We start from the raw sequence: 25,742 nt of genomic DNA on the forward strand, positions 1-25,742 counted from the left end.
GCCGCTCACTCGCGGACGCGGAGCAGGATCATCGAGCGGGCGGCCACCGTGATCGTCCCGCCGCCCGGATGCTCCGTGCCCGGTGACCCGGACTGGTCCTCCGCGGCCGTGTCCACGACCAGTTCGTACGTCGCCGCCCACGGCGGGCCCGGGAGCCGGAACTCCAGGGGGCGGGGCCCCGCGTGGAGGACGGCGAGGAAGCTGTCGTCGGTGATCTGCTCGCCCCGCGCGTCCCGGCCGGGGATGTCGCGGCCCGACAGGAAGAGCCCGAGCGTCGCCGTCGGCGCGTACCAGTCGCGTTCCGTCATCTCGGTGCCCTCGGCGGTGAACCAGGCCAGGTCCCGCAGCCCGTCCGCGCCCTGCGGCCGGCCGGAGAAGAAGGCCCGGCGGCGGAGGACCGGGTGACGGTGGCGCAGGGCGAGGAGCCGGCGGGTGAGGGTGAGGAGGCCTTCCCGGCCCGGGTCCTCCGGGAGGGTCCAGTCGAGCCAGCCGAGCGCGTTGTCCTGGCAGTAGGCGTTGTTGTTGCCGCCCTGGGTGCGGCCCATCTCGTCGCCGGCGACGAGCATCGGGACCCCGGTGGAGAGGAGGAGGGTGGTGAGCAGGTTGCGCTGCTGGCGCAGACGGAGGGCGTTGATCGGGGGGTCGTCCGTCTCCCCTTCCGTTCCGCAGTTCCACGAGCGGTTGTCGTGGGTGCCGTCCCGGTTGCCCTCGCCGTTCGCCTCGTTGTGCTTGCGTTCGTACGTCACCAGGTCGCGCAGCGTGAAGCCGTCGTGTGCCGTGACGAAGTTGACCGAGGCGTACGGGCGCCGGCCGCCCCAGGCGTACAGGTCGCTGGAGCCGGAGAGCCGGTAGCCGAGGTCCCGCACGTCGGGCAGCGCCCCGCGCCAGAAGTCCCGTACGGCGTCCCGGTAGCGGTCGTTCCACTCGGTCCACAGGGGCGGGAAGGCGCCGACCTGGTAGCCGCCGTTGCCGACGTCCCAGGGTTCGGCGATGAGCTTGACCCGGCGCAGGACCGGGTCCTGGGCGATGACCGCCAGGAAGGGGGAGAGCATGTCGACGTCGTGCATCGAGCGGGCCAGCGCCGCCGCCAGGTCGAAGCGGAAGCCGTCGACGCCCATCTCCGTCACCCAGTACCGCAGGGAGTCGGTGATGAGGCGCAGGACCTGCGGCTGCACGACGTGCAGGGTGTTGCCGCAGCCCGTGTAGTCGGCGTACCGGCGGGCGTCGGACTGGAGGCGGTAGTAGCCGCGGTTGTCGATGCCCTTGAGGGAGAGGGTGGGGCCGAGCTCGCCGGCCTCCGCGGTGTGGTTGTAGACGACGTCGAGGATGACCTCGATCCCGGCGGCGTGCAGGGCCCGCACCATCCGTTTGAACTCGCCGACCTGCTGCCCGGTCGTCCCCGAGGAGGAGTAGCCGGCGTGCGGGGCGAAGTAGCCGATCGAGTTGTAGCCCCAGTAGTTGCGCAGGCCGCGGCGCAGCAGGTGGTCCTCGTGCGCGAACTGGTGCACCGGGAGCAGTTCGACCGCCGTCACGCCCAGGCGGACCAGGTGGTCGATCGCGGCCGGGTGCGCGAGGCCCGCGTACGTGCCCCGCAGGTGTTCCGGGATGCCGGGGTGCTGTTTCGTGAAGCCCTTGACGTGCAGTTCGTAGATGACCGAGTCCTGCCAGGGCGTCTTGGGCCTGCGGTCGTCGGACCAGTCGTCGTCGTCATGGACGACGACGCCCTTGGGGACGTACGGGGCGGAGTCCCGCTCGTCGCGGACGGTGTCGGCCACGTGCTGCTGCGGCCAGTCACGGACGTGTCCGTAGACCTCGGGCGGCAGGTCGAAGTCCCCGTCGACGGCCCGCGCGTACGGGTCGAGGAGCAGCTTCGCCGGGTTCCAGCGGGCGCCCGTCCAGGGGTCCCAGCGGCCGTGCACCCGGTAGCCGTACCGCCGGCCCGGTCCGACGCCGGGCACGAAGCCGTGCCAGATCTCGTGGGTCAGCTCGGTCAGCGGGAGCCGTGTCTCGGTCCCGTCGGTGTCGAAGAGGCACAGTTCCACGGCCTCCGCCCCGCCCGCCCACAGGGCGAAGTTGGTGCCCGTCACCCCGTCGGGGCCGACCCGGCAGCGGGCCCCCAGCGGGGTCGGTGCCCCGGGCCACACCGGTGGTCCGGGGCGTTCCGGGGCATGGTTGTGTACCGCCTCCTGCTCGGCTGCGCTCGCCACTGTCCCGGCCTCCCGCGGCTCGTCGGGCCCGCACGCGGGGGAGCGGCGGCGTCCCGGCCGCCGCTCCCGCGCTTTGTTCTCCCCCTGTTCTGCCCGCACGGCCGTGCTCCCAACATGCCCCGCACGCACGTTTCCCCTGGAGGGTGGCTGTCGTTGGGCCGGGCGTGACATTCGTATGGAAGCGGGCGAGGCACGCCCTCGTGGTGGCGGGACTGATGGCGGGGCTTGCGGGCTGCACCGGAGCGGACGGCGGTGGCGGCATCGACATCAGTCTGCCGGGCAAGGCGCGGGCCCCCGGCGATGTCATCCGGGTGAGTCCGGAGGACGGCAGCCGGGCGGTGCCGGCCGACGGGCCCGTGGAGGTGAAGGTGGACAGCGGGCGGCTCGAACGGGTGACGGTCGTCCAGGTCGAGGACGGCCGGCGGGCCGCGGTCGCCGGGGAGATCTCGGCGGACGGGCTGCGCTGGCGGCCCCGGCAGGACGCCCGGCTCGCGCTGGCCGCCAAGTACACCGTGGACGCGGTCGCGCTCGACGGGCACGGGCGGCGCTCGGCCCGGCACACCACCTTCACCACCGTGGTCCCCGAGTCCCGTTTCATCGGCTACTTCAAGCCGGAGAACCGTTCCACGGTCGGCACCGGCATGATCGTCTCCTTCGGCTTCAACCGGCCGATCGAGAACCGGGCCGAGGTCGAGCGGGCCATCCGGGTCACCTCGGAGCCGCCGGTGGAGGTCGTCGGCCACTGGTTCGGCAAGGAGCGGCTCGACTTCCGGCCCGCCGCGTACTGGCGGCCCGGGACGAAGGTCACCGTCGAGCTGGGGCTGCGGGACGTCGAGGGGGCGCCCGGGGTGTACGGCATCCAGCGCAAGACGGTCGGCTTCACGGTGGGCCGCTCCCAGGTCTCCCTGGTCGACGCGGCGGAGCACACCATGGAGGTGCGGCGGAACGGCGAACTCCTCGCCACGGTGCCGGTCACGGCGGGCGCGCCGAAGACCACCACGTACAACGGGAAGATGGTCGTCACCGAGCTGTACGACGTGACGCGGATGGACGGCAGGACGGTCGGCTTCGGCGGCGAGTACGACATCAAGGACGTGCCGCACGCCATGCGCCTCACCGACTCGGGGACCTTCCTGCACGGCAACTACTGGGCCGCCGCGTCCACCTTCGGCTCCGCCAACGTCAGCCACGGCTGTGTCGGCCTCCGGGACGAGAAGGGCGGCAGCGCGGACTCGCCCGCGGGCTGGTTCTTCGACCGGACGCTCGTCGGGGACGTGGTGGAGGTGGTGAACTCCAAGGACAAGGAGGTCGACCCCGACAACGGTCTCGGCGGGTGGAACCTGGAGTGGGGCGAGTGGAAGGCCGGTTCGGCCCTGTCGTGACCGCCGATCCCCCGTACCACGCCGACTGGGACTGAACGGTGACATTCGCGAGGAACTTTCGTGTCCTGCGGTGTGATTATCTAGCGCTGTGTGCGCGAGTGGATGCGCACGGGGGTGGGGCCGTGGCATTGCCAGGCCGTGCGAGGGGAGACGACCACAGTGAACGGGCAGCCGATATCGGGGGCATCGGTAGGGGCGCGGGGACGCCGGCGCGGGGGCGTCAGGCTCCAGGCCCTGGCGGCGGGGGCGCTGCTCCTGGTCCTGACCGCCTGCGGCGGCGGTGAGACCGCCACCGGTGGCGGTGCGGGAGGACAGGGACCGGCCGCCCAGGGCGGCGGCAATCAGGAGAACGCGGCCTCCCAGGCGGTCGTGACGATCCTTCCGAAGGACGGCGCCGACTCGGTCGCCACCAGCGGGGTCCTCAAGGTCACCGCGGCGCAGGGCAAGCTGACCACGGTCACGGTCGCCGACTCCAAGGGCACCGAGGTCGAGGGCAAGATCGCCGCCGACGGTGCCAGCTGGTCGCCGACCGCGCACCTGGCGGCGGCCACCCAGTACAAGGTCCACGCGATCGCGAAGGACGCCGACGGCCGTGAGTCGGCGAAGGACACCACCTTCACCACCCTGGTCCCGAAGAACACCTTCATCGGCCACTACACGCCGGAGGACGGTTCGACCGTCGGCGTCGGCATGCCGGTGTCCATCAACTTCACCCGGGGCATCACCAACCCCGAGGCCGTCGAGAAGGCCATCAAGGTGACGGCCGTGCCGGCCGTCGAGATCGAGGGCCACTGGTTCGGCAACGACCGGCTCGACTTCCGTCCCAAGGACTACTGGGCCGCCGGCACCAAGGTGACGGTCGCGCTGAACCTGGACGGCGTCGAGGGCCGCCCGGGCGTCTACGGCAAGCAGAAGAAGTCGATCTCCTTCACCATCGGCCGCCGTCAGGTCTCCACCGTCGACGCGAGCGCCAAGACGATGAAGGTCGAGCGGGACGGCAAGATCATCAAGACGCTGCCGATCACCGCGGGCGCGCCGTCCACGACCACCTACAACGGTGAGATGGTCATCAGCGAGAAGTTCAAGGTGACCCGCATGAACGGGGCCACGGTCGGCTTCGGCGGCGAGTACGACATCAAGGACGTGCCGCACGCGATGCGTCTGTCCAACTCGGGCACCTTCGTCCACGGCAACTACTGGGCCCCCGCCTCCACCTTCGGCTCGTCGAACGTCAGCCACGGCTGCGTCGGTCTGCGGGACGCGCGGGGCGCGGGCGACAGCTCGATGCCGGCGGCCTGGTTCTACGACAGCTCGATCATCGGTGACGTCGTGATCGTGAAGAACTCCAAGGACAAGCAGATCACCCCGGAGAACGGCCTCAACGGCTGGAACATGGACTGGGCGGACTGGATCGCCTAGTCGTACGCGAGCGAGTGCGGGCCCGGTGCTGTGAGCAACAGCACCGGGCCCCTTCGCGTTAACGGACACTAACCTTTCCCCATGACTGTGAACCTCGAAGTCGCCGAAGGCGTCGGCACGATCCGCCTCGACCGCCCCCCGATGAACGCCCTGGACATCGCCACCCAGGACCGTCTGCGCGAGCTGGCCCAGGAGGCGACCGACCGCGACGACGTGCGGGCCGTGGTCCTCTACGGCGGCGAGAAGGTGTTCGCGGCCGGCGCGGACATCAAGGAGATGCAGGTCATGGACCACGTGGCCATGGTCAAGCGGTCGCGCGCCCTCCAGGACTCCTTCACCGCCATCGCCCGCATCCCGAAGCCGGTCGTCGCCGCGATCACCGGTTACGCCCTGGGCGGCGGCTGCGAGCTCGCGCTCTGCGCCGACTACCGGATCGCCGCCGACAACGCGAAGCTGGGCCAGCCGGAGATCCTGCTCGGCCTGATCCCCGGCGCGGGCGGGACGCAGCGCCTGTCGCGGCTCGTCGGCCCCTCCAAGGCCAAGGACCTCATCTTCACCGGCCGGATGGTGAAGGCCGACGAGGCCCTGACGCTCGGTCTGGTCGACCGGGTCGTCCCGGCCGCCGAGGTGTACGAGCAGGCGCACGCCTGGGCCGCGAAGCTGGCGCAGGGCCCGGCCGTCGCCCTGCGGGCGGCGAAGGAGGCGATCGACCAGGGCCTGGAGGCCGACATCGACACCGGTCTCGCCATCGAGCGGACCTGGTTCGCGGGCCTGTTCGCCACCGAGGACCGGGAGCGCGGGATGCGCTCCTTCGTCGAGGAGGGCCCCGGGAAGGCGAAGTTCGCCTGACGATCCTTCACGGGTGGGGGCCGATTCCGTCGGAACGGCCCCCGCGGAGTGCTCCGTGCGGCCATGATGGGGGGCATGGCGGGCCTGGAGGGTAGGGAACAACCGTGGCAGCGCGCGAGCGCCGCCACGCCGCGGTGGTCACCGGCCGCGGACGACGAACAGGCCGCCGACGCAGTGGAGTTGTACGGCAATCCGGCCGAGGAGGATGTCCGGCTGCCGTCCCGCCCCGAGTCCGCGTGGGTGGCCCGCAGGCTCACCCAGCACGTCGTGCTGCGCCAGTGGGCGCTCGGTCCGACGATCGCCGAGCACGCGGTGCTGCTCGTCTCGGAGCTCGTCGGGAACGCCGTCCGGCACACCGGGGCCAGGGTCTTCGCGCTGCGGTTACAGCGCCGCCGCGGCTGGATCCGGATCGAGGTGCGTGATCCCTCGCGCGGACTGCCGTGTCTGATGCCGGTGCACGAGCTCGACATCAGCGGCCGCGGCCTGTTCCTCGTCGACAAGCTCGCCGACCGCTGGGGCGTGGACCTGGCGCCGCGCGGCAAGACGACCTGGTTCGAGATGCGGGTCGCGGACCGGCCCTGAGGGTCCGAGCGCACGAAGCCCGGACGCACGGAAGCCCCCGTGCGCCGTGGTGGGGTGCGTGGGGGCTTCCGTGGGGTGCGCCGTGGACGGGGGGGTGTATCCACGGCGCCGCTATGTCGACCTGGCCCGGGTCAATGGGGGTCGTGTCTCCGACTATGGCAGACGGGGGGCCTTGCCGCCAAAAGTCCCTAGTGGGGCAAGGTCGGGCAAAACCGGACAGTTCGATAGTGAATCGTTGGTGACATGCGGCACTCACCTTGTAAACAGTGAATGGCTATGCGGTTCATTGATTGTTTCCCGGGGTCGTCCGCATGGTGGACGCCCGGCGTGGCTCCGCAAACGTCCTGAATTGGCCTAATCGTGACCAATCGGGCGACATCCCTCTTGAATGGTCGCGTGAAGCCGACCGACCGCCGAGGAGCCCTCCGGACGGGCGCGGCCGCCGCCCTCGCGGGAGCCCTCGCCACCGCCTGCGGCACGGAACCCCGCCCCGCCCCCACCGCCGCGCGTCGCCCCGCCCCCGCGCCCGTCGCCGCCCCGGCCCCCCGCAGCTTCCCCGGACAGCCGGACGAGATCACCCACGGCCCCCGCGACCGGCCCCGGGTCGCCCTCACCTTCCACGGCCAGGGCGACCCCGCCCTCGCCCGGCGGCTCCTCACCGAGGCCGAGCGGGCCGGCGCCCGCGTCACCGTCCTCGCCGTCGGCAGCTGGCTCGACGAACACCCCGCCCTGGCCCGCCGCGTCCTCGACGGCGGCCACGACCTCGGCAACCACACCCAGCGCCACATCGACATCAACGCCATGACCGAGGCCCAGGCCCTCGCCGAGATCGAGGCCTGCGCCGGACGGCTGCGCCGGCTCACCGGCTCCGTCGGCACCTGGTTCCGCCCCTCCCGCGCCAGGAACGCCGCCCCCGCCGTCCTGCGCGCCGCCCGGCGCGCCGGATACCCGCACGTCCTCTCGTACGAGGTCGACTCCCTCGACTTCACCTCGCCCGGCGCCGCGGCCGTCGTCCGCAACGTCACCGGGGCCGTCCGCGCCGGATCCGTCGTCAGCCTGCACTTCGGCTACCCGGACACCGCCGCCGCGCTGCCCGTCCTCCTCGCCGACCTCGACCGCCGCGGCCTGAGCGCGGTCACCACCACGGAGCTGCTGAGCTGATGGCACACCCCACGAAGAGACCCCTCTCGACTCGGACCCGGGTCCTCCTCGCCGCCGCCCTCCTCGCCGGCCTCGCCGGCTGCGGCAGCGCGAACCACCCCGAGGGCGCCGCCCCCGTGAAGAAGGCCGCCGCCCCCGCCGTACCCAAGCCGGCCGCCGCACCCAGCGGACTCCCCGGCATGCCGCCCCCGCTCGACGCGCACGACGTCTACGCCGCCGACCGGCCGAACCGGCTCTCCCCGGTGGTACGGAACTTCCCCTCCCGGGTCTACGTCCCCAACACCAACTCCAATACGGTCTCCGTCATCGACCCCACCACCTACCAGGTCGTCGAGACCATCCCGGTCGGCATCCAGCCCCAGCACGTCGTCCCCTCCTGGGACCTGAAGACCCTCTGGGTCAACAACAACCGGGGCCACACCCTCACCCCCATCGACCCCGCCACCGGCGTCGCCGGCAAGCCCGTCGAGGTCCACGACCCGTACAACCTCTACTTCACGCCCAACGGCAAGTACGCCATCGTGATGGCCTCCCTCGACCGCGAACTCGTCTTCCGCGACCCGCACACCATGGAGCGGAAGAAGTCCGTCCCGGTCAGCTGCTACGGCGTCAACCACGCCGACTTCTCCGCCGACGGGCGCTACTTCGTCGTCTCCTGCGAGTTCTCCGGCGAACTCCTCAAGGTCGACACCGAGAAGATGGAGGTGATCGGCCAGCAGAAACTGCCCTTCGACGGCGCCATGCCGCAGGACGTGAAGATCTCGCCCGACGGCAAGACCTTCTACATCGCCGACATGATGGCCCACGGCATGTGGGTCCTGGACGGCGAGAAGTTCACCACCCCCACCCTGCTCCCCACCGGCAAGGGCTGCCACGGCCTCTACATCAGCCGGGACTCGCGCGAGATGTACGTCTCCAACCGCGGCGAGGGCTCCGTCTCCGTCTTCGACTTCGAGCAGAACAAGCTCACCAAGAAGTGGAAGCTCCCCGACGGCGGCTCGCCCGACATGGGCGGCGTCTCCGCCGACGGCAAGGTCCTGTGGCTCTCCGGACGCTACGACTCCGAGGTGTACGCGCTCGACACCACCACCGGCAAGCAGCTCGCCCGCATCCCCGTCGGCAGCGGCCCGCACGGACTCGCGGTCTACCCGCAGCCGGGCCGCTACTCCCTCGGCCACACCGGGATCTTCCGGTAGCGGCTCAGCCGGCGATCAGGAGCGCCTCCGAGGCCACCGGGCGGTAGCCCGCCGCCTGGAAGACACGGACGCTGCGGGCGTTGCCCGGAGACTGCTGGGCCCACACCACCTCGCCCGGGGTGAGGTGGCGGGCCGCCGTCGCCAGGGCCCGTCCCAGGCCCCGGTGGCGCACCTCCTCGTCCACCTCTATCGCCGCCTCCCAGCGGCCCGCCACGCCCCGGCCCAGGACCAGGACGCCGCCGTCGGCCGCCCACACCCGGACGTCGTCGCGGAACTTCAGCGCCCGCGCCACCCGGGGGTGCGTCGGGTCGTCGATCTCGCGGAGCTCCAGGGGCGGCGGGCCCGGCAGCGCGTCGGCCACCGTGAGCAGGTCGATCGTGTTCATGTGGCGGCCGGTGCGGGCCATCAGCGCGAGCAGGAAGGCCGGGTTCATGCTCGCCGCGAGCGGGTCGCTCGCCGTGGCCGCCAGCTCGGCCCGTACCCAGTCCGGGTCGGCGTCCGTGAAGACCACCGAGTGCGCCGTGAAGGCCAGCACCCCCGCGTCCCGGACGCCGGGCTGCGGCACCACCGTCGTCCTGCCGTCCGGGGGCGGGAAATCCCCGTGCGCCGCCGCTGCCAGGATGCGTGCCACCTCGTCGCTCATGCCCCCATCATCCGGCAGGGAACGGCCAGCTAATCTGGCCCCCGTCAGACAAGCACCAAGAAGGGGCGGACGCAGTGGCCGACATCGACGAGGCACGCAGGGCATTCAACAGCTTCGACACCGACGGGGACGGTTTCATCACCGCCACGGAGTACAAGAGCCTCATGGCGAAGCACGGCGACTTCCACGTCACCGAGACGGTCGCGGCCGTGCTCATCAAGCAGCGCGACGACAACGGCGACGGTGTGCTGTCCTGGGACGAGTTCTGGGCGCACTACAACAAGGGCTGAGCCGGCCCCCGAGGCGAGGCCTCATCCGCCGGGCCCCGGTGGGCGCAGCAACCCCGCGTTGCCGCCCGCACGGGGCCCGGTGCTGTTTCCGCCGGCCCCCGGCGCCGCCGGAGCCGCCCGGGCCGGTCCCTGACGCGAACGGCCGGCCCCGGGGATCCCGGGACCGGCCGTTCGCGTGAGTGGACGGTTCAGCACTCGATGATGTTCACCGCGAGACCGCCGCGCGCGGTCTCCTTGTACTTGACGCTCATGTCGGCGCCCGTCTCCTTCATGGTCTTGATGACCTTGTCGAGGGAGACCAGGTGGCTGCCGTCGCCGCGCATCGACATCTTCGCCGCCGTGACGGCCTTGACCGCCGCCATGCCGTTCCGCTCGATGCACGGGATCTGCACCAGACCGCCGACCGGGTCGCAGGTCAGGCCCAGGTTGTGCTCCATGCCGATCTCGGCCGCGTTCTCCACCTGCTCGGGGGAGCCGCCGAGGACCTCGGCCAGCGCGCCGGCCGCCATCGAGCAGGCCGAGCCGACCTCGCCCTGGCAGCCGACCTCGGCGCCGGAGATCGAGGCGTTCTCCTTGAAGAGCATGCCGACCGCGCCGGCCGCCAGCATGAAGCGGACGATGCCGTCGTCGTCGGCGCCCGGGACGAAGTTCATGTAGTAGTGCAGGACCGCGGGGATGATGCCGGCCGCGCCGTTCGTCGGGGCGGTGACCACGCGGCCGCCCGCCGCGTTCTCCTCGTTCACGGCCATCGCGTAGAGGGTGATCCACTCCATGGCGTGCGCGGCCGGGTCGCCCTCGGAGCGCAGCTTGCGGGCCGAGGTCGCGGCGCGGCGGCGGACCTTCAGGCCGCCGGGCAGGATGCCCTCGCGGGACATGCCGCGCGAGACGCAGGCCTGCATGACCCGCCAGATCTCCAGGAGACCCGTGCGGATCTCCTCCTCGGTGCGCCAGGCCTTCTCGTTCTCCAGCATCAGGGAGGAGATCGAGAGGCCGGTCTCCTTGGTGAGGCGGAGCAGCTCGTCGCCGGTGCGGAAGGGGTACTTCAGGACGGTGTCGTCCGGGATGATCGGGTTCTCGCCGGCGACCGCGTCCTCGTCGACGACGAAGCCGCCGCCGACGGAGTAGTACGTCTTCTCCAGGACGAGCCCGCCCTCGGCGTCGTACGCGAAGACCGTCATGCCGTTGGCGTGGTACGGGAGGGCCTTGCGCCGGTGCAGGATCAGGTCGGCGTCGAAGTCGAAGGGGATCTCGTGCGCGCCGAGCAGGTTGATCTTCCCGCTCGCCTTGATCCGCTCGAACTCGTCGTCGGCGGTCTCCACGTTCACCGTGCGCGGCGAGTTGCCCTCCAGGCCGAGGAGTACGGCCTTCGGGGTGCCGTGGCCGTGGCCGGTGGCGCCGAGCGAGCCGTACAGCTCGGCCCGTATCGCCGCCGTGTGGGCGAGCAGGCCCTCGTTCTTCAGGCGACGGGCGAACATCCGGGCAGCCCTCATGGGGCCCACCGTGTGGGAGCTCGACGGACCGATGCCGATCGAGAACAGGTCGAAGACCGAGATGGCCACGGGGAGGACTCCTTGTGGGGGCTAGACGCCGTTGTCTGCCGGGGTGGAGCAGAAAAGCGCGAAGAAGGGCTGAGCAGGGCTGAGCAAGGGCAGGGGCACCGCGCTCACTGTCCAGTGTGCGCGGTGCCCCGGAGATTCCGTACGAACAAAAGGGTACGAAATTACTTCAGGCCGGGGTACAGCGGGTGCTTGTCGGCGAGCGCCGTCACCCGGGCCTTGAGGGCTGCGGCCTTGTCGGCGTCGAAGCCCGGCTTCAGGGTCTCCGCGATGACGTCGGCGACCTCGGCGAAGTCCTCGGCCTGGAAGCCGCGGGTCGCGAGGGCCGGCGTGCCGATGCGCAGACCGGAGGTGACCATCGGCGGTCGCGGGTCGTTCGGAACGGCGTTCCGGTTGACCGTGATGCCGACCTCGTGGAGACGGTCCTCGGCCTGCTGGCCGTCGAGCTCGGAGTTGCGCAGGTCCACCAGGACCAGGTGCACGTCCGTGCCGCCGGACAGGACGGAGACACCGTGGGCGGTGACGTCGTCCTGGACCAGGCGCTCGGCCAGCGCGCGGGCGCCGTCCAGGGTGCGCTGCTGGCGCTCCTTGAACTCCTCCGAGGCCGCGACCTTGAAGGAGACGGCCTTGGCCGCGATCACGTGCTCCAGCGGGCCGCCCTGGAAACCGGGGAAGACCGAGGAGTTCAGCTTCTTCGCGAACTCCTTCTTCGCCAGGATGATGCCGCCGCGCGGGCCGCCGAGCGTCTTGTGCGTGGTGGAGGTCACCACGTCCGCGTACTCGACCGGGTTCGGGTGCAGACCGGCGGCGACGAGACCCGCGAAGTGGGCCATGTCGACCCACAGGTAGGCCTCGACCTCGTCGGCGATCCGGCGGAACTCGGCGAAGTCCAGCTGGCGCGGGTAGGCGGACCAGCCCGCGATGATCACCTTCGGGCGGTGCTCCTTGGCGAGGCGCTCGACCTCGGCCATGTCGACCAGACCGGCCTCGTCCACGTGGTACGCGACCACGTTGAACTGCTTGCCGGAGAAGTTCAGGCGCATGCCGTGGGTGAGGTGGCCGCCGTGGGCCAGGTCCAGACCCAGGATCGTGTCGCCGGGCTGGGCGATCGCGAAGAGGGCGGCCTGGTTCGCGGAGGCGCCGGAGTGCGGCTGGACGTTGGCGTACTCGGCGCCGAACAGGTCCTTGATCCGGTCGATGGCGATCTGCTCGGCCACGTCGACGTGCTCGCAGCCGCCGTAGTAGCGGCGGCCCGGGTAGCCCTCGGCGTACTTGTTGGTGAGGACGGAGCCCTGGGCCTCCATGACCGCGACCGGAGCGAAGTTCTCCGAGGCGATCATCTCGAGGGTGGACTGCTGACGGCGGAGCTCGGCGTCGACGGCGGCGGCGACGTCGGGGTCCAGCTCGTGGAGGGGAGTGTTCAGAAGCGACATGAATCGATCCCTAGGGGGTCTCGGGCCCGGTCTCAGTTCCCGGCGGAGAACTTCGTGTACTCGTCGGCGGAGAGCAGGTTCTGCGGCTCGTCCGTGACGCGCACCTTGAACAGCCAGCCACCCTCGAACGGAGCCGTGTTCACCAGGGACGGGTCGTCCACCACGTCCTGGTTGGCCTCGACGACCTCGCCCGTGACGGGGGAGTAGAGGTCGCTGACGGACTTCGTCGACTCCAGCTCGCCACAGGTCTCGCCCGCGGTGACGGTGTCGCCGACGGCGGGGAGCTGGGCGTAGACGACGTCACCGAGCGCGTTGGCCGCGAACTCCGTGATGCCGACCGTCGCGACGCCGTCCTCGGCGGCCGACAGCCACTCGTGCTCCTCGGTGTAGCGCAGCTCGTTGGGGTTGCTCATGACCTGATTCTCCTGGATCGGGGGAGTACTGATGAACGTGGGTCTTACGGGGTGAGACGCGGAGTGAGACGAGTTCGTCACTTCTGGCGCTTGTAGAAGGGCAGCGCCACGACCTCGTAGGGCTCGTGGGTGCCGCGGATGTCCACGCCCACACCCGGGGTGCCGGGCGTGGCGTGCGCCGCGTCCACGTAGGCCATCGCGATCGGCTTTCCGAGGGTCGGGGACGGGGCACCGGAGGTGACCTCGCCGATGACCTCGCCGTCCTTGACGACCTGGAAGCCGGCGCGCGGGACCCGGCGGCCCTCGGCGACCAGGCCGACGAGCTTGCGCGGCGGGGCGGACTCGGCGCGCTCGGCGGCCTTCTCCAGGGCCTCGCGGCCGACGAAGCGGCCCTCGTTGGTCGTCTTCTCGAACTTCACGACCCGGCCGAGGCCGGCGTCGAAGGGGGTGAGGGCGGTCGTCAGCTCGTGGCCGTACAGCGGCATGCCCGCCTCCAGGCGGAGCGTGTCGCGGCAGGACAGGCCGCAGGGGATGAGGCCGACCGGGGCACCGGCCTCGGTCAGGGCCTTCCAGACGCCCTCGGCGTGCTCGGGCTTCAGGAACAGCTCGAAGCCGTCCTCGCCGGTGTAGCCGGTGCGGGCGATCAGCGCGGGGACGCCGGCGACCGTGCCGGGCAGGCCGGCGTAGTACTTGAGGCCGTCCAGGTCGGCGTCGGTGAGCGACTTCAGGATGCCGGGGGACTCCGGGCCCTGGACCGCGATCAGGGCGTACGCGTCGCGGTCGTCGCGGACCTCGGCGTCGAAGCCGTCGGCGCGGGCCACCAGGGCGTCCAGGACGATCTGGGCGTTGGAGGCGTTGGCGACGACCATGTACTCCGTCTCGCCGAGGCGGTAGACGATCAGGTCGTCGAGGATGCCGCCGTCCTCCTGGCAGATCATCGTGTAGCGGGCGCGGCCGTTGCCCACGGTCGAGATGTTGCCGACGAGGGCGTGGTCGAGGAGCTCCACGGCCTGCGGGCCCGTGACGGTGATCTCGCCCATGTGGGAGAGGTCGAAGAGGCCGGCCTTGGTGCGGACGGCGTTGTGCTCGTCGCGCTCGCTGCCGTACCGCAGCGGCATGTCCCAGCCGGCGAAGTCGGTCATGGTCGCGCCCAGCGAACGATGCAGGGCATCGAGGGCGGTCAGGCGGGGGGCAGTGCTCATGGGGTGGCTCCCGGGTCCCAAGGGCGTGATCGGTGACGAAAACACATGACGGGCGAGGACGTCCTCCCCATCTGTCATGGAACCTGAGAGGTTCACCGAGAGCATCTCGTCACCGAGGGATCGGCGCCGGGATATCGGCTTGCACCTTGGGTGGGGACACGACAGGTGTCCCGCTTTTCAGATCTGCCTCATCCACGCGGTACGGGGCCTGAGAGATTCAAGGGAGGGTCTTGCTCCTTCGGCGCCCGGACGCGCTCGGCGGTCCGGAACTCTCCCGCGCGGATTCGAGCGGCCGGTATGCGATTGTGCGGCGACTGTGCGCGCCTGGCGCGGACATCATTGCATGCGGTGTCGGCGGGGCAAATCGCTTGTGTCGCATTACCGATTCTTTACACTTCGTGGGCAAGGGTCTCCTCAGGTCTCCTGAGACCCGACAGGGGGAGAGCGATGAGGATCCAGCACACCGGCGCATACGCCACGAGTACCGGCATACCGTCCCAGCGGGCCCGCGCCCGGAGCCGCCGCCGCGGCCGCCTGCTGCGGGACCTGCGCGAGCGCGGCGGCCGAGGCCCCCGCGCCCTCACCTACGCCGCCGGCGACCTCGTCGTCGTCTCCGGACTGCCCGGCAGCGGCAAGTCCACCCTGATGAAGCGCGCCGCCGAGGGCAGCGGCATCGACTCCCAGGACGCCCGCGAGCGCTGGGAGGCCCGCATGCCCCGCCTCCTCCCGTACGCCGTCTACCGCCCCCTGGTCCGGATCGCGCACTACGCCGGACTGCGCCGCGCCCTGCGCTCCGGCGCGAGCCTGATCGTCCACGACTGCGGCACCCAGTCCTGGGTGCGCGGCTGGCTCGCCCGCGAGGCGAGACGGCGCGGCCGCGCCCTGCACCTGGTCCTCCTCGACGTCACCCCGGACACCGCGCGGGCCGGCCAGGAGGCCCGGGGCCGGGGCGTCTCCACGTACGCCTTCGCGCGGCACCGGCGGGCCGTCGGCCGGCTCCTCCGGGCCGCCGAGTCCGGCAGCCTCCCGCACGGCTGCGCCTCGGCGACCCTCCTCGACCGGGACGCCGCCGACCTCCTCCGCAGGATCGGCTTCCGGGAGGCCGCCTGAAGCGGGTCCGTGCACGGGGGAGGCGTCCCGCCCCGTCCCGGGACGGGGCGGGACGCCCGTACCCTTCCCTTTTGGCCACGGCGGTGCCGGGGCGGCGTTAGGGTGCTGCCGGGCGGCCGGTGCGGCAGGCCGTGCGAGAAGGGGAAACGCGACCGTGGACGTGACGTGGCCGGGCAACGAGCTCGAAGAGGTCCTTGCCGCCTCACTCGGCAACCCCGAGGCGGGAGCCCGACTGGTCGAGGTGCTGGGCCGCAGCCCGGTCTGGGTGCCCCTGCCCAACGGCGGCGGCCCCGAGAGCCAGAACCTCGACCTCGCCACCATGGAGATCGAGGGCGCGGCCTTCGTCCCGGTCTTCAGCTCCGAGCAGCAGCTCCTCGCCTGTGTCGGCGACCACATGTCCTTCACCGTCGCCCCCGCCCGTGACTTCGCCCGCGGACTGCCCCCGCAGCTCGGCATCGCCGTGAACCCGGGCGGCACCGTCGGCGTGCCGCTGCCCCCGCCCGCCGTCGCCGAGCTCTGCCGCGCCGGCCGCACCCCGCTCGACGGCCCCGCCGCCGGCGGCCGCGTCCGCCTCTTCGAGCCCGACTGGCAGGACGACCCGGTCGACTTCCTCGCCGCCGCCTCCGCCGAGTTCGAGGCCACCGGAGTCGTCGTCACCGCCCGCCGCGCCCTCGCCAGCGTCGAGGGCACCGAACCGGCCCTCTTCATCGGCGTCGAGCTGGGCGGCTGGGACGGCGTCGACCGCAACGCCCCCCTGGACGCCCTCGGCCGCGCCCTCGGCCGGGTCGAGGTCGCCTGGCCGGTCAACCTCATCCTGCTCGACATGGCGCAGGACCCGGTCGGCGACTGGATGCTGGAGCGGGTTCGCCCCTTCTACCAGCGCGCCGCCGTGTGAGCGGCCCCCTGTTTAAGCTGAACTGACTCGATCGCTGGACAGACGTACGTGGTGGACGGAAGAGGGGCGGGACCCAGGGTGAGCGCGTCAGGCACCGCTTCGGCCGGGACGGTCGAGCACATGCTGCGCCAGGTGGCACCCGGACGCTACGACGCGTACGAGCAGTTGCTGCACGCCCTCGCCGACGGCGAGCTCTGGATGCTGCTCTGGCAGGGCGCGCCCGGCTCGCCCGACGCCCAGTACGGGAACATGGAGGTCGACGGCTTCGGCTACGCGCCCTGCGTCACCTCCCCCCAGGAGCTCGCCGCCTCCGGCTGGAACCGCGCCCACGAGCTCGTCACCGGCCGCGAGATCGCCCGCGCCCTCTACCCCGACCGCTGGGGTGTCTGGCTCAATCCGCACGCCCCCGGCGGCGGCGTCGGCATCCCCTGGGCCGACCTGCGCCGGATCGCCACCGGTCTCGACCGGATGCCCGCCGGGCCGCTGCGCGTCACCGAGCCCGCCCTGGAGATCCCGCAGTTCTACGCCCTGCTCACGCAGAACGCGCACCGCACCCCGGCCGTCCGGTCGCTGCGCCGCGGCTGGGTGCAGCCGGCGCTCGGCTCCCCGTACCTCGCCATCGGTCTCGACCTGTACGACACGTCCCCGGCGACCGTGGACACGGTCCGCTCGATGATGCGCCAGTCGATCGGCTCCGTCCCCGACGGGCTGCCCGTCTCCACGGTCGCCCTCTCCGACGCGTACGACCCGGTGGCCCTCTGGCTGCGGGCGAACGCCCGCCCCTTCTACGACCGCGAGGCCCACGCCGGACGCGGCTCCGCCGCCGTACCGGGGTACGGATACCCGCCACCGGCGCCGTCCGGATACTGAGACGTCCCTCGTGTCCCACTTGTCGGCAAAGGCCTCCGGAGTCCGCTCCGGAGGCCTTCGTTCACCCCAATTCGACAGCTCGCGACACCAGTTGAGCGACATGTCCGATTGAGGGCGAGAGGGACCCGGTTGGTCCGCTCAGGTGATCACGACGTCCGGATAACGGAAGTCGCAGCACCGCATCACGTTTGAGCAAACATTCACCTTCAGGTCTGGCGGGTGATCGCGAGCGCATTGAAGACTCCCCGGAACACAGGACGTTCGGCTCCTTTCGAGCCGGTGTCCAGCAGGTTGTTCCACCGAGCCGCTACCCGCGGCGGGCAAGGGCCGGCTACCGGCGGCCGAGAGGGGTCCTCACCACGATGACGGCACCACTGCACGAGACGAGTGCGGGCGAGGCGACCGCCACCGTCGACGGCGCGCCCGACGCTCCCGGCACTCCGGACAACTCCGGCACACCCGGCAAGGCGATCGAGGGGCGCTCGCCCTGGAAGATCGCCTGGACCCGCCTCAAGCGCGACAAGCTGGCCCTCGCGGGCGCCTTCGTCGTCGTCTTCCTGATCCTCGTCGCGATCTTCGCGCCGGTCATCGTGGGCCTCCTGGGCCACCCGCCGGACGAGTTCCACGAGGACCAGATCGACCCGCTGTTCGGCACGCCGATCGGGTCCTGGGGCGGCGTGAGCAAGGACTTCCTGTTCGGCGTCGAGCCCGTCAACGGCCGCGACGTCTTCAGCCGGATCGTCTACGGCGCCCGGATCTCGCTGCTCGTCGCCTTCCTGGCGGCGGTCTTCGCGGTCTTCCTCGGCACCGTGCTCGGCATCATCGCGGGCTACTTCGGCGGCTGGATCGACGCGGCCCTCAGCCGGGTCATGGACGTCATGCTCGCCTTCCCGCAGCTGCTCTTCACGATCGCCCTGGTCTCGGTGCTGCCCAACCAGTTCCTCGGCCTGGACGGATCCGGCGTGCGCATCGCCGCGCTCGTCCTGGTGATCGGCTTCTTCGGCTGGCCGTACGTCGGCCGCATCGTCCGCGGCCAGACCCTCTCACTGCGCAACCGCGAGTACGTCGAGGCCGCCCAGAGCCTGGGCGCCGGCCGGCTCTACATCCTGCGGCGCGAGCTGCTGCCCAACCTGATCGCCCCGATCATGGTCTACGCGACCCTGATGATCCCCACCAACATCCTCACCGAAGCGGCGCTCAGCTTCCTCGGCGCGGGTGTGAAGCCTCCCACCGCTTCCTGGGGCCAGATGCTGTCGACGGCGATCACCACCTACGAGTCGGACCCCCTGTTCATGGTGATCCCCGGCCTCGCGATCTTCATCACCGTCCTGGCGTTCAACCTCTTCGGCGACGGCGTGCGTGACGCGCTCGACCCGAAGGGCTCCCGCTGACCGTTCGCCGACGACACGCAAGACCCGCCCCTGCCGCTGGCGACAGGAGGCCCACCCCAATCGGCGGACCGCCGTAACGGCCGCCACTATCCCGGAGGTTGCTGGACCCATGCTGAAGAGCTCTCAGCGCAGAATCGCCGCGGGCGCGCTGCTTGCCGCGGCCACGATGGTCGTCACGACCGCCTGTGGCGGCGGCAGCGGCGACAACGGTGGCGGCAAGGGCGGCAAGGCCGGCGCCGCCGGCTTCAACGCCGCCGTGAACAAGGTCGCCAACGCCTCCGACAAGAAGGGCGGCGAGCTGAAGTTCATCGGCTCGCAGGAGGCGGACTCGTGGGACCCGCAGCGCGGTTACTACGGCTTCGTGTGGGACTTCCAGCGCTACTACACGCGTCAGCTCGTCTCCTTCAAGTCCGAGCCGGGCGCCGCCTCCACCGAGCTGGTCCCGGACCTCGCCACCGACTCCGGCAAGGTCTCGGCCGACGGCCTCACCTACACGTTCACGCTGAAGGACGGCGTGAAGTGGGAGGACGGCAAGCCGATCACCTCCAAGGACATCAAGTACGGCATCGAGCGCATCTGGGCCCAGGACGTCATCTCCGGCGGCCCGATCTACCTCCAGCAGGTCCTCGACCCCAAGGGCGCGTACAAGGGCCCGTACAAGGACACGACCGCGGACAAGCTCGGCCTGAGCGCGATCGAGACCCCGGACGACAAGACCATCATCTTCAAGCTGCCGGTCGCCAACGGTGACTTCCTGCAGATGCTGGCCATGCCCGCCGCCTCCCCGGTCCGCCAGGACAAGGACACCAAGGCCAAGTACGGCCTGAACGTCTTCTCCTCCGGCCCGTACAAGTGGCAGTCGTACACGCCGAACAAGTCCATGAAGCTGGTGCGCAACACCAACTGGGACGCCAAGACGGACACCATCCGCAAGGCGCTCCCGGACACCATCAGCGTCACGTTCACCACGAACGCCGACGACATGGACAACCGTCTCATCGAGGGCGAGTACGACCTCGACATCAACGCGACGGGCATCGGTGCCGCCGCCCGCCAGAAGGCGCTCCAGCAGCACAAGGAGAACGTCGACAACCCGCAGACGGGCTTCATCCGCTACGCGGTCTTCCCGCAGACGGTCATCGACAACGTCGAGTGCCGCAAGGCGATCATCTACGCGGCCGACTCCAAGTCCCTCCAGACCGCCCGTGGTGGCCCGCAGGCCGGTGGCGACATCGCCTCCAACATGCTGCCGCCGGCGATCAAGGGTGCCGACCCGAAGGCCGACCCGTACGGCAAGCTCGGTGGCACCCCGGACCTGGCCAAGGCCAAGGAGGCGCTGAAGAAGTGCGGTAAGCCGAACGGCTTCAAGACCACGATCGCGGTCCGCAACAACAAGAAGATCGAGATCGCGACCGCCGAGTCCCTCCAGCAGTCGCTGAAGGCCGTCGGCATCGACGCCCAGATCGACCAGTTCGACGGCGCCCAGACCTCCGGCATCATCGGTTCGCCGAAGGTGGTCAAGGAGAAGGGCTACGGCATCATCATCATGGGCTGGGGCGCCGACTTCCCGACCGGTCAGGGCTTCCTCCAGCCGCTGGTCGACGGCCGCTTCATCCTGCAGAGCGGTAACAACAACTTCTCCGAGCTGAACGACAAGGCCATCAACGGCCTGTTCGACCAGGCGCTGAAGGAGACCGACCCGGCCAAGGCCGGCGAGCTCTACAAGCAGATCAACACGAAGGTGTCGGAGGCCGCGGTCTACCTGCCCTTCACCCACGAGAAGAACATCATCTGGCGCAGCTCCCGGCTGACCAACGTCTACACGGCGGACGCCTACAACGGCCGCTACGACTACGCGTCGCTCGGCGTCGTCAAGTAATCCGACCCGCTTCACCGGCGCACCACCCGCCGCCAGGTCCGAAGGGCAGGTGATGGCCGTGGGCGGCGGCCGGGGAACCCGATCGGGTTCCCCGGCCGCCGACCGGCCGACCGCATGCTTGCATACATAATCCGACGGCTCTTCGCAGTCGTCGTGATGCTGCTCGTCGTCACGCTCGTGACGCTCAGCATCTTCTTCCTCATCCCCAAGATGACCGGCAGCGATCCTGCCGCGATGTTCGTCGGCAAGCAGGCGGATCCGGCTTCCATCGAGGCCATCCGGCAGAAGCTGGGCCTGGACGAGCCGATCCTGGTGCAGTTCTGGCACTTCGTCTCCGGCATCTTCGTCGGCCGGGACTACACCGGCGGCGGCGACACCATCCACTGCGCCGCGCCCTGCTTCGGCTACTCGTTCCGTACCGAGCAGGACGTGTCGACGATGCTGGTCGACGCCTTCCCCATCACCCTGTCGATGGTCCTCGGCGCCGCCGTGCTGTGGCTGATCCTGGGCGTCTCGACCGGTGTCATCTCCGCGCTCAAGCGGGGCACGATCGTCGACCGCACCGCGATGATCACCGCGCTCGCCGGTGTCTCGCTCCCCATCTTCTTCACGGGCATGCTGTCGCTGCTCGTCTTCCGCACGCAGCTGCACTGGCTCAACGCCTCGTACACGCCGATCACCGACTCCTTCGGCGGCTGGTTCGGCGGTCTCCTGCTTCCCTGGGTGACGCTCGCCTTCCTGTACGCGGCGATGTACGCGCGGCTCACCCGCGCCACCATGCTGGAGGTCCTGGGCGAGGACTACATCCGTACCGCCCGGGCCAAGGGCCTGCCCGAGCCGGTCGTGCTCGGCAAGCACGCCATGCGCTCCACCATGACCCCCATCCTGACCATCTTCGGCATGGACCTCGGCGCCCTCGTCGGCGGCGCGATCCTGACCGAGACCACGTTCAACCTGCAGGGCCTCGGCTGGATGGCCATCAAGGGAGTCAGCGAGCGCGACCTGCCGCTGATCCTGGCCGTCACGCTCATCACGGCGACCTGCGTGGTCATCGCCAACCTCGTGGTGGACCTTCTGTACGCGGTGATCGACCCCCGAGTGAGGCTCGCATGACGGACAAGCTGACGAAGACGGGCGCGGCGGTCGGAGAGCCCGTCGACACCGGGAAGTCCGCCCCCTCCGACGCCTTCCTCGACGTACGCGACCTGAAGATCCACTTCCCGACCGACGACGGTCTGGTCAAGTCGGTCGACGGTCTCAGCTTCCAGCTGGAGAAGGGCAAGACCCTCGGCATCGTGGGTGAGTCCGGCTCCGGCAAGTCGGTCACCTCGCTCGGCATCATGGGCCTGCACACCGTCGGCCAGTACGGCCGGCAGAAGGCCCGCATCTCCGGCGAGATCTGGCTGAACGGGCGCGAGCTGCTCTCCGCGGACCCCGAAGAGGTCCGCAAGATGCGCGGCCGCGAGATGGCGATGATCTTCCAGGACCCGCTGTCCGCGATGCACCCGTACTACTCCGTCGGCAACCAGATCGTGGAGGCGTACCGCATCCACAACGACGTCGACAAGAAGACGGCGAAGAAGCGGGCCGTCGAACTCCTCGACCGGGTCGGCATCCCCGAGCCCGCCAAGCGGTTCGACAACTACCCGCACGAGTTCTCCGGCGGTATGCGCCAGCGCGCGATGATCGCCATGGCGCTCGTCAACAACCCCGAGCTCCTCATCGCCGACGAGCCGACGACGGCGCTCGACGTCACGGTCCAGGCCCAGATCCTCGACCTGATGCGGGACCTCCAGAAGGAGTTCGGCTCCGCGGTCGTCATCATCACGCACGACCTCGGCGTCGTCGCCGAGCTCGCCGACGACATCCTCGTGATGTACGGCGGCCGGTGCGTCGAGCGCGGCCCCGCCGAGTCCGTCTTCTACGAGCCGCAGCACCCCTACACCTGGGGCCTGCTCGGCTCGATGCCGCGGATCGACCGCGAGCAGACCGAGCGGCTCATCCCGGTCAAGGGCAACCCGCCCAGCCTCATCAACGTGCCCAGCGGCTGTGCCTTCAACCCCCGCTGCCCGTACGCGGACGTCCCCAAGGGCGGCATCACGCGCACCCAGCGCCCCGAGCTGGCCCTGGCCGGCGAGCGCCACTACTCGGCCTGCCACATGCCGCAGGAGGAGCGCACCCGCATCTGGACCGAAGAGATTGCGCCGAAGCTGTGAGCGACAACAAGAGCACCGAGCCCCTGCTCAAGGTCACCGGCCTGCAGAAGCACTTCCCCATCCGGAAGGGCCTGCTCCAGCGCCAGACCGGCGCGGTCAAGGCGGTCGACGGACTCGACTTCGAGGTCTACCCCGGTGAGACCCTCGGCGTCGTCGGCGAGTCCGGCTGCGGCAAGTCCACGATGGGCCGGCTCATCACCCGGCTCCTCGAACCGACCGGCGGCACCGTCGAGTTCCAGGGCACGGACATCTCCCACCTCGGCGTGGCGAAGATGCGTCCGCTGCGCCGGGACGTCCAGATGATCTTCCAGGACCCGTACGGCTCGCTGAACCCGCGCCACACGGTCGGCTCGATCGTCTCGGCCCCCTTCCGGCTCCAGGGCGTCGAGCCCGAGGGCGGCGTGAAGAAGGAGGTCCAGCGCCTGCTGGGCCTGGTCGGCCTCAACCCGGAGCACTACAACCGCTACCCGCACGAGTTCTCCGGCGGTCAGCGCCAGCGCATCGGCATCGCCCGCGCCCTGGCCCTGAAGCCGAAGCTGGTCGTCGCGGACGAGCCGGTCTCGGCCCTGGACGTCTCCATCCAGGCGCAGGTGGTGAACCTCCTGGACGACCTCCAGGACGAGCTGGGCCTCACCTACGTGTTCATCGCGCACGACCTCTCGGTCGTCCGGCACGTCTCGGACCGCATCGCGGTGATGTACCTGGGCAAGATCGTGGAGCTCGCGGACCGCAAGTCCCTCTACGAAGCCCCGATGCACCCGTACACCCGGGCCCTGATGTCCGCGGTCCCGATCCCGGACCCGCGCCGCCGGGGCGTGAAGAGCGAGCGCATCCTGCTGAAGGGTGACGTCCCGTCGCCGATCGCCCCGCCGGCGGGCTGCCGCTTCCACACCCGCTGCTGGAAGGCCACGGACCTGTGCAAGACCCAGGAGCCCCCGCTCCTGGAGCTGCGCCCGGGCCAGCGGGTGGCCTGCCACCACCCGGAGAACGCGGAGGGAATGACGATCCCGGCGGCCCGCGAGTCGGTGGAGGTCACGATCACGAAGAAGCCGGAGCCGGCGCCGGAGCCGGCGGAGCCGGCCGAGGAGAAGGCCCCGACGGAGCCGACGGAGCCGACGGAGGACGCCAGCTCCGAGGAGTGACCCCCGTTGTGGTCATGCGTTCCGCAAGGGGCGATGGGGGTCCCCCCTGCTCGAGCGAAGCCGAGAGCTTGGGGGAGGGTGGGCACAACGGACGGCGCCCCTGCCGGCGCCAGAGGCTTCCGAGCCTGAACCCGCACCCCGTGCACAGCGCACCGGTGGTGCGGGTTCAGGCACATGAGGCGCAGCCGCCCGCATGGGCACACGGGCGCGGGGCGCGGCCCCCACGGGCGCGGGCGCAGGTCTCGTCGGAACAACCGGGACAATGGGCCCGTGCTCCACGAATTGTTCACCCCCTCCGTTCAACATGCCCTCGACCTCGTCGGCATCTTCGTCTTCGCCATCTCCGGCGCCCTCCTCGCCGTCCGCAAGAACTTCGACGTCTTCGGCATCGCCGTCCTCGCCGAGGTCACGGCCCTCGGCGGCGGTCTCTTCCGCGACCTGATCATCGGCGCCGTGCCCCCCGCCGCCTTCACCGATCTCGGCTACTTCCTGATGCCGCTGATCGCGACGGCCTTCGTCTTCTTCCTCCACCCGGAGGTCGAGCGCACCCAGACCGCGGTGAACGTCTTCGACGCGGCCGGTCTGGGCCTGTTCTGCGTGACCGGTACGACCAAGGCGTACGACTACGGGCTCGGCCTCACCTCCTCCGCCGCGCTCGGCCTCGCCACGGCCGTGGGCGGCGGTGTGCTGCGCGACGTCCTGGCCAACGAGGTGCCGTCGCTGCTGCGCTGGGACCGGGACCTGTACGCCGTCCCGGCGATCGTCGGCGCGACGATGGTCGTGCTCTGCATCCGGTTCGACGCGCTCAACGCGTTCACGAGCGGCGCCGCCGTCCTCACCGCCTTCGCGCTCCGGCTGCTGGCCATGCGCTACCACTGGCGCGCGCCCCGCGCCTGGAACCGCCGCTCGTCCGCGACCGAGGAGCCCGAAAAAGCTACCGCTCAGTAGCTACCCTGCGGTACGGTCGAAACCATGAGCACGAGCACCGAGACGGCCACCGCGGCGTACGAGTTCGACCGCGACACCGCCGTCACCCTCCGGGAACCCGGCGTCTACGACGCCGACCTCTCCGCCGGCTGGACGATCATCGCCGCGGTCAACGGCGGCTACCTCCTCGCGCTGCTCGGCCGCGCCCTCGGCGACCACCTTCCGCACCCGGACCCGTTCACGATCTCGGCGCACTACCTCACGCCGTCCGTGCCGGGCCCCGCGGTGATCCGGACGGAGACCGTCCGCACCGGCCGGACCCTCTCCACCGGTCAGGCCTCGCTCTTCCAGTACGCGGAGGACGGCACCGAGGTCGAGCGCATCCGGGTCCTCGCCTCGTACGGAGACCTCGACGCCCTCCCGGACGACGTCCGCACCGCGGCGACGCCCCCGGCGATGGCGGCGATCGAGAACTGCTTCAGCGCGGCCGACAACCCGGCCCCGAGGATCCCCGGCTCCTCCGCGATCGCGGACCGCCTCGACCTCCGCCTCGACCCGGCCTGCGTGGGCTGGGCGGTCGGCGCGCCCTCCGGCAAGGGCGAGATGCGCGCGTGGTTCGGCCTGGCCGACGGCCGCGAGCCCGACCCGCTGTCCCTCCTGCTCGCGGTCGACGCCCTGCCGCCGACCTCCTTCGAGCTGGGCCTGAAGGGCTGGACCCCGACCGTGGAGCTCACCACGCACGTCCGCTGCCGCCCGGCGCCCGGCCCGCTGCGGGTCTCGATCACCACACGGAACCTGGCCGGCGGCTTCCTTGAGGAGGACGCCGAGGTCTGGGACAGCGCGAACCGCCTGGTGGCCCAGTCCCGCCAACTGGCCCGCGCGCCGCGCGACTGAACCTCCCGCGGCCGAGAACAGCCGTCGGCGCCCGGCCGGAACAGGCCGGGCGCCGAGCGCGCGTACCCGGGCTCGTAGAATCGAC

At 70.8% G+C, this 25,742-nt stretch carries 23 protein-coding genes and 1 riboswitch; of the genes, 17 read left to right on the forward strand and 6 right to left on the reverse strand.

Annotation, left to right across the window (positions count from 1 at the left end; all coding sequences use genetic code 11):
- Positions 1-5: 5 nt before the first annotated feature.
- On the reverse strand, positions 6-2,207 hold the full coding sequence (gene glgX, locus ACF07V_RS23005) for a glycogen debranching protein GlgX (protein ID WP_392156718.1): 2,202 nt from the start codon (positions 2,205-2,207) through the stop codon (positions 6-8).
- A 164-nt stretch (positions 2,208-2,371) separates the two neighbouring features.
- On the opposite strand from glgX, the gene ACF07V_RS23010 reads away from it, so the two are divergent.
- The 6 genes from ACF07V_RS23010 to ACF07V_RS23035 all read left to right on the forward strand — a co-directional run bounded on the left by ACF07V_RS23010 (position 2,372) and on the right by ACF07V_RS23035 (position 8,796).
- Positions 2,372-3,589: an Ig-like domain-containing protein gene (locus ACF07V_RS23010; protein WP_392156720.1), complete on the forward strand. Its 1,218-nt coding sequence runs from the start codon at positions 2,372-2,374 to the stop codon at positions 3,587-3,589.
- A gap of 159 nt (positions 3,590-3,748) precedes the next feature.
- The gene (locus ACF07V_RS23015) at positions 3,749-5,008 is read left to right on the forward strand and encodes an Ig-like domain-containing protein (RefSeq protein ID WP_392156722.1); all 1,260 of its coding nucleotides are present in this window, start codon (positions 3,749-3,751) and stop codon (positions 5,006-5,008) included.
- Positions 5,009-5,089: 81 nt separating this feature from the next.
- A complete protein-coding gene (locus tag ACF07V_RS23020) occupies positions 5,090-5,857 on the forward strand; it encodes an enoyl-CoA hydratase/isomerase family protein (protein ID WP_392156724.1) in 768 nt (255 codons plus the stop codon).
- Between the two features lie 75 nt (positions 5,858-5,932).
- The gene (locus ACF07V_RS23025; protein WP_392156725.1) at positions 5,933-6,439 is read left to right on the forward strand and encodes an ATP-binding protein; all 507 of its coding nucleotides are present in this window, start codon (positions 5,933-5,935) and stop codon (positions 6,437-6,439) included.
- 396 nt (positions 6,440-6,835) lie between these two features.
- The gene (locus ACF07V_RS23030; protein ID WP_392156727.1) at positions 6,836-7,600 is read left to right on the forward strand and encodes a polysaccharide deacetylase family protein; all 765 of its coding nucleotides are present in this window, start codon (positions 6,836-6,838) and stop codon (positions 7,598-7,600) included.
- Positions 7,600-8,796 (forward strand): YncE family protein, encoded by a 1,197-nt coding sequence (locus tag ACF07V_RS23035; protein WP_392156729.1) that lies wholly within the window; start codon positions 7,600-7,602, stop codon positions 8,794-8,796. The genes ACF07V_RS23030 and ACF07V_RS23035 overlap by 1 nt, the downstream gene beginning before the upstream one ends.
- 4 nt (positions 8,797-8,800) lie before the next feature.
- Here ACF07V_RS23035 and ACF07V_RS23040 read toward each other — a convergent pair whose 3' ends face one another.
- Positions 8,801-9,439: a GNAT family N-acetyltransferase gene (locus tag ACF07V_RS23040; RefSeq protein ID WP_392156731.1), complete on the reverse strand. Its 639-nt coding sequence runs from the start codon at positions 9,437-9,439 to the stop codon at positions 8,801-8,803.
- A 74-nt stretch (positions 9,440-9,513) separates the two neighbouring features.
- On the opposite strand from ACF07V_RS23040, the gene ACF07V_RS23045 reads away from it, so the two are divergent.
- Complete coding sequence (locus ACF07V_RS23045; RefSeq protein ID WP_392156733.1) at positions 9,514-9,729, forward strand: EF-hand domain-containing protein; 216 nt, start codon at positions 9,514-9,516, stop codon at positions 9,727-9,729.
- Between the two features lie 188 nt (positions 9,730-9,917).
- Here ACF07V_RS23045 and ACF07V_RS23050 read toward each other — a convergent pair whose 3' ends face one another.
- From ACF07V_RS23050 to gcvT, 4 genes are all read right to left on the reverse strand, one after another.
- Entirely contained in the window at positions 9,918-11,288 is a 1,371-nt protein-coding gene (locus tag ACF07V_RS23050) for an L-serine ammonia-lyase (protein ID WP_392156735.1), read from the reverse strand.
- Between the two features lie 161 nt (positions 11,289-11,449).
- On the reverse strand, positions 11,450-12,718 hold the full coding sequence (glyA, locus tag ACF07V_RS23055) for a serine hydroxymethyltransferase (protein ID WP_351193820.1): 1,269 nt from the start codon (positions 12,716-12,718) through the stop codon (positions 11,450-11,452).
- Positions 12,719-12,750: 32 nt separating this feature from the next.
- Positions 12,751-13,131: a glycine cleavage system protein GcvH gene (gcvH, locus tag ACF07V_RS23060; RefSeq protein WP_392156736.1), complete on the reverse strand. Its 381-nt coding sequence runs from the start codon at positions 13,129-13,131 to the stop codon at positions 12,751-12,753.
- A gap of 77 nt (positions 13,132-13,208) precedes the next feature.
- On the reverse strand, positions 13,209-14,333 hold the full coding sequence (gene gcvT, locus ACF07V_RS23065; protein ID WP_392156738.1) for a glycine cleavage system aminomethyltransferase GcvT: 1,125 nt from the start codon (positions 14,331-14,333) through the stop codon (positions 13,209-13,211).
- Between the two features lie 187 nt (positions 14,334-14,520).
- Positions 14,521-14,620: riboswitch (glycine riboswitch) on the reverse strand.
- Between the two features lie 160 nt (positions 14,621-14,780).
- Between gcvT and ACF07V_RS23070 the strand changes: the two genes are divergently transcribed.
- The 10 genes from ACF07V_RS23070 to ACF07V_RS23115 all read left to right on the forward strand — a co-directional run bounded on the left by ACF07V_RS23070 (position 14,781) and on the right by ACF07V_RS23115 (position 25,657).
- The gene (locus tag ACF07V_RS23070; RefSeq protein ID WP_392156740.1) at positions 14,781-15,443 is read left to right on the forward strand and encodes an AAA family ATPase; all 663 of its coding nucleotides are present in this window, start codon (positions 14,781-14,783) and stop codon (positions 15,441-15,443) included.
- Positions 15,444-15,597: 154 nt separating this feature from the next.
- On the forward strand, positions 15,598-16,338 hold the full coding sequence (locus ACF07V_RS23075) for an enhanced serine sensitivity protein SseB (protein ID WP_392156741.1): 741 nt from the start codon (positions 15,598-15,600) through the stop codon (positions 16,336-16,338).
- A 78-nt stretch (positions 16,339-16,416) separates the two neighbouring features.
- Positions 16,417-17,208, forward strand: coding sequence for an enhanced serine sensitivity protein SseB C-terminal domain-containing protein (locus ACF07V_RS23080; protein WP_392156743.1), 792 nt, complete (start codon positions 16,417-16,419; stop codon positions 17,206-17,208).
- Between the two features lie 362 nt (positions 17,209-17,570).
- Positions 17,571-18,599, forward strand: coding sequence for an ABC transporter permease (locus tag ACF07V_RS23085; protein ID WP_392156745.1), 1,029 nt, complete (start codon positions 17,571-17,573; stop codon positions 18,597-18,599).
- 109 nt (positions 18,600-18,708) lie between these two features.
- Positions 18,709-20,478 (forward strand): ABC transporter substrate-binding protein, encoded by a 1,770-nt coding sequence (locus tag ACF07V_RS23090; protein ID WP_392156747.1) that lies wholly within the window; start codon positions 18,709-18,711, stop codon positions 20,476-20,478.
- A 114-nt stretch (positions 20,479-20,592) separates the two neighbouring features.
- Positions 20,593-21,591 carry an ABC transporter permease gene (locus ACF07V_RS23095; protein WP_392156749.1) on the forward strand — a complete coding sequence of 333 codons (999 nt, stop codon included), beginning with the start codon at positions 20,593-20,595 and terminating at the stop codon, positions 21,589-21,591.
- Positions 21,588-22,694, forward strand: coding sequence for an ABC transporter ATP-binding protein (locus ACF07V_RS23100; RefSeq protein WP_369146651.1), 1,107 nt, complete (start codon positions 21,588-21,590; stop codon positions 22,692-22,694). Before ACF07V_RS23095 ends, ACF07V_RS23100 begins: the two co-directional genes overlap by 4 nt.
- A complete protein-coding gene (locus tag ACF07V_RS23105) occupies positions 22,691-23,836 on the forward strand; it encodes an ABC transporter ATP-binding protein (protein WP_392156751.1) in 1,146 nt (381 codons plus the stop codon). The genes ACF07V_RS23100 and ACF07V_RS23105 overlap by 4 nt, the downstream gene beginning before the upstream one ends.
- 270 nt (positions 23,837-24,106) lie before the next feature.
- Positions 24,107-24,784 (forward strand): trimeric intracellular cation channel family protein, encoded by a 678-nt coding sequence (locus ACF07V_RS23110; RefSeq protein WP_392156752.1) that lies wholly within the window; start codon positions 24,107-24,109, stop codon positions 24,782-24,784.
- Positions 24,785-24,808: 24 nt separating this feature from the next.
- Complete coding sequence (locus ACF07V_RS23115) at positions 24,809-25,657, forward strand: thioesterase family protein (RefSeq protein ID WP_392156754.1); 849 nt, start codon at positions 24,809-24,811, stop codon at positions 25,655-25,657.
- Positions 25,658-25,742 lie beyond the last annotated feature (85 nt).

Origin of the sequence: Streptomyces sp. NPDC015661 (genome assembly GCF_043077765.1) — a bacterium.
Lineage (GTDB): Bacteria > Actinomycetota > Actinomycetes > Streptomycetales > Streptomycetaceae > Streptomyces.